General features: G+C 30.3%; 6 protein-coding genes. 5 read left to right on the top strand and 1 reads right to left on the bottom strand.

Translation table 11 applies throughout. The features are described 5' to 3' along the window. Positions 1–104: 104 nt before the first annotated feature. Positions 105–635, top strand: coding sequence for a hypothetical protein (locus ACIEHO_RS16425; protein WP_406973728.1), 531 nt, complete (start codon positions 105–107; stop codon positions 633–635). A 164-nt stretch (positions 636–799) separates the two neighbouring features. Continuing rightward, the gene (locus tag ACIEHO_RS16420) at positions 800–1,603 is read left to right on the top strand and encodes a hypothetical protein (RefSeq protein ID WP_406973726.1); all 804 of its coding nucleotides are present in this window, start codon (positions 800–802) and stop codon (positions 1,601–1,603) included. A 170-nt stretch (positions 1,604–1,773) separates the two neighbouring features. On the opposite strand, the gene ACIEHO_RS16415 is transcribed toward ACIEHO_RS16420, so the two are convergent. After that, positions 1,774–2,112, bottom strand: a complete 339-nt coding sequence (locus ACIEHO_RS16415; RefSeq protein WP_405567707.1) for a hypothetical protein — start codon at positions 2,110–2,112, stop codon at positions 1,774–1,776. Between the two features lie 200 nt (positions 2,113–2,312). Here ACIEHO_RS16415 and ACIEHO_RS16410 point away from each other — a divergent pair, with 200 nt between their 5' ends. The 3 genes from ACIEHO_RS16410 (at position 2,313) to ACIEHO_RS16400 (ending at position 3,566) form a co-directional block, all read left to right on the top strand. Beyond that, entirely contained in the window at positions 2,313–2,609 is a 297-nt protein-coding gene (locus tag ACIEHO_RS16410) for a hypothetical protein (protein WP_406973724.1), read from the top strand. 180 nt (positions 2,610–2,789) lie between these two features. Next, on the top strand, positions 2,790–3,029 hold the full coding sequence (locus ACIEHO_RS16405; RefSeq protein ID WP_406973722.1) for a hypothetical protein: 240 nt from the start codon (positions 2,790–2,792) through the stop codon (positions 3,027–3,029). After that, positions 3,030–3,566, top strand: coding sequence for a DUF2199 domain-containing protein (locus ACIEHO_RS16400; RefSeq protein WP_406973720.1), 537 nt, complete (start codon positions 3,030–3,032; stop codon positions 3,564–3,566). Positions 3,567–3,751: the final 185 nt, after the last annotated feature.

Raw genomic sequence — 3,751 nt, 5'->3', positions numbered from 1 at the left:
TAGACCTGTAAGTATTTATGTATATTTGGGTGTATATATAATAAAAATAAACACACCAGTGTGTTTATACACATGTTGGCAAACATTTGAACTCACTCAAACGCATGGATAAAAAAATAATAATTAAGTATTTCGACATAATTTTATTAGCTGATAAAAAGGATAGTTTTTTTTCAATAGGACAAATCCTAATTCCTAAGTATTTCAAATATGATACACCAGAGGAAAGAGAATTTTTCCAAGAGCTTAGAAGAGAATTAAAAGAATTTTCAGAGTTCCATGAATATTTTGAATGGCTGCCTAATGGTAGTTGTAGATTAAGAAAAAAGGGGTTGGCTGCAAAAGACAAAAACGGACATGTAAAATACTTAAAACACATCAATAAACCTCCTAAATCTGAAATATGGTACAACCAAAATTGGGTCGGATTTTTATTAGCTTTCATTGTTTTCTTATTTAGTGTTTATCAATTTTTTGAAAATCGGACTTTAAAATCACGGGTTGAATCACTGACTTCTGACAACAAGAATTATAAAGATTCTTTGACTGAGTATAGGTTACTACTTGAAAAACAAGAACAATCAACCAAAAAAGATACATTATCCACTTCTTATCGTTCCGATTCAAATAATTAAAAACGTTTGCCAACAATGTGTAAAAACCATTGCTTTTTTTATTTACTTCTGAATATTTATTTACTTCCATTATTTCTGTATTTTTTGTTATCTTTTCTATAAATTCACGCAACGGATTCTTACACGAAACCGTTAGCCATTATTAAAAAAAACGACAACATTAAATGAACAAAACACCTAGAAGAGTAAAATTCTCTACGATTTTTAATACTCTAAAAAAGAGACCTATACCAATGTTGATTGGCTTTCTTTTTACATTAATCCCAGTTTTCTTAGTTATTGTTTTGACAGTTGTTTTCTCAACGTTAGGAAATGAGACCCCATCAGTTGACTTTGACCTAGTAAACTCAAAAGGAGAAGGCAAGACAGCGAAAATAACTGACTTAGAAACTCAATATAACATTACAATTAATGGGGTTCATCCGACAATCATTCATTACACTTACCAAGACGATGGACAAATAATAAATTCCAAGTATCGAGTTTTAGAAGAAAGGAAAATCAACAACCTTGAAATTGGTGACGACATAGAAATCAAAGAATTTGAAGGAAGCAGTATAATTGAAGGACTTAAACCCTATGAATTTGGAATAGGATTCATTTTATTCATTCCAATTCCGTTTTTGATTATTGGACTTCCATTTCTAATTTATTCCTTATTCCATCTTCGTAAAGAAATAAGGCTTTACAAAAATGGAGAATTGGAACAAGGTAAAATCGTTTCAATGATTCCGAAATCAGGTCTTCCAATTTCAAACATTGGCCAAGGTGTTATTGTGCATTATGAATACGTAATCAATGGTCGGAAAACCATGGGAGAGTCAATGACAACTGACTTTTCAGTCTTAGGAAATAAACAGAAAGGTGACTTAATTCCAATTTTTGTGTCGACAGAAAACCCAGAAAAATCTTGTATTGTTCCAAAACTTGAGGCACTAAGAAATAATTGGAACATTGAATTTGAATAAAAAAAACAATGGCTAACAACGCATATAGCTTATGGCGGGTGAACGGCTGCCAGCAAGGTTCTCGCTTCGTAGCCAGCTTTGGTTTCGGGGGACAGAAAAGTGCTTCGAAACCACCACAAGCCATATGCAAACCGTTGTAACACATTTGAGCGGAACCTAAAAATCCGATATTAAAACTTGAAGTCGCTGAATTCTTGAGCAATCAACGGATTTAGATTTACATATTTAGATTTATTGTAAACTTCGTTTGTCTGAACTCTTTCAATTCTTATTTGTTGAAACTTCATCATTTTTTCATCAATTAAGAATTTTGAATCATAAGTAATGTAATAGTTGGTTTCGTTAATTTTATTCGCAATAGATGAATACGACTTCACTGTTTTACGTTCAAATTGACTATATACTTCTTTTAGGTTTGTATAAAAACCTATAAAACTATTTATTTTTTTACTCGTACTGTTTGACTTCTTTCTTTCAATTTCAATTCCTTTAACTATATACAATTTCATAATTAGAAGTTATTAACAATATTTAGAATATAAATGTCATATTCATATTTAAAAAACAAAAATACATATTTTAAGGTACTTTACGAATGTTCATACTAAAATATAAATACATATTCTAAAATGACGTTAATAACTCTTAACCAAAACACCTGAATTTCAAACAGTTGAAACTTATCTTTGTATGGAGATAATATAACTGAATGGCTAAAAAAAGTGAAATAAAAAAGAACATCAAATTCTATAAAAAGGAATTGGAAAAATGGGAATTAAGAATTCTTATATCTCTAGTACTGATTTTTTTAGGGATTACTGTTTTTTATCTTTTTTATTTAAGAGCCAATAATTGGGATATAACAAATATCGATTTTGGAACTTTAGAATTACCCAAATTAAGTCTATTAACACCATTAGTTTTCTGTTTAGGTTTCTCTGCTAGACAATTTAATTATTACAAAAAGCAATTAGATTTGTACAAACTAAAATATACGGAATCATAAGTTGAAATCGGAATAAAAACGTGTTACAACACCGTATAAAATTAATGGCTAGTCCTCGCCTACTTACGAAAATCCTCGCGGATTTTCTATTCGGTTTTTATTTGCTAAATTAGGTGCTTAAACACGCCACTCATCTTATACAAAACCGTTACCCAACATTTGAACAAAAAACCGTAGAAATTGAAATTTAAAATTGGACTTTCATTATTTTTTGTTTTCGGATTTTTCTTTTTTAGAATAATCGGACCAATAATTACCGGAAAACTAAAAGATTTTCACATCAGAAATAACACAGGATTAGTTGAAAAAGCACCAATCATTTTTAAATTTTTCAATCTATTTTTTAAAGGAGCATCAATAATGTGTTTGATTTATATTATTATGATTTGGACAGGTTTTGTAACAATACCGAGTGAATAAATGTTTTGGAAAAAGAAAAAAAATAAATCAACGGAATTTAAATGTTCTGAATGTGGGAAAGTCCATTCGGAATGGCCTGCTTTAGCGTTTAAATCGCCTGCGAATTACGACTTTCTATCCGATAAAGAAAAAACTGAACTTGGAAAATTAGAATCGGACTTTTGCGAAATTCATTACGAAGACCAAATTGACCGTTTTATAAGAGTAACACTTACTCAAAAAGTAAAAGACGCTTGCGAAACTTTAGAATACGGACTTTGGGTATCATTAAGCGAAAAAAGTTATTTAGACTATAAAGAAAATTACAATAATCCGAATCACGAAACTGGATATTTTGGTTGGTTATGTAGCAATGTTCCTGAATATGGAGATACATCTTCAATTCCTTGCGACGTAATGACAAAAAGTGGAAATGACAGACCTGAAATTTTTCCTCACGAAGATTTTGACCATCCATTTGTTCGAGATTATTACGACGGAATTTTAAAAACAGAAGCGGAAAATAGAATAAACGAAATGATAAAAAACGTTGGGTAACACCGTATATAATTTATTGCTAGTTCTAGCCTACTTACGAAAATCCTCGCGGATTTTCTATTCGGTTTGTATTTGCTAAATTATGTGCTAAAACCACGCAACAAACCATATACGTATTCCAAGATCAAATCCTAATAAAATTTAGTTTTATTTTTTAAGCTGCATATTGCTGAAGTACCACATAA

It is taken from the genome of Flavisericum labens, from assembly GCF_045446075.1.
Classification (GTDB): Bacteria; Bacteroidota; Bacteroidia; order Flavobacteriales; family Flavobacteriaceae; genus Flavisericum; species Flavisericum labens.
Note: the sequence above shows the minus strand (reverse complement) of the source record. Positions and strands in the feature narration are given on the sequence as shown.

Excerpts from the sequence above, each read along its gene's own strand:
- ACIEHO_RS16415 (WP_405567707.1), bottom strand. The coding sequence starts at position 2,112 with ATGAAATTGTATATAGTTAAAGGAATTGAAATTGAAAGAAAGAAGTCA.
- ACIEHO_RS16425 (WP_406973728.1), top strand. The coding sequence starts at position 105 with ATGGATAAAAAAATAATAATTAAGTATTTCGACATAATTTTATTAGCT.
- ACIEHO_RS16410 (WP_406973724.1), top strand. The coding sequence starts at position 2,313 with ATGGCTAAAAAAAGTGAAATAAAAAAGAACATCAAATTCTATAAAAAG.
- ACIEHO_RS16420 (WP_406973726.1), top strand. The coding sequence starts at position 800 with ATGAACAAAACACCTAGAAGAGTAAAATTCTCTACGATTTTTAATACT.
- ACIEHO_RS16400 (WP_406973720.1), top strand. The coding sequence starts at position 3,030 with ATGTTTTGGAAAAAGAAAAAAAATAAATCAACGGAATTTAAATGTTCT.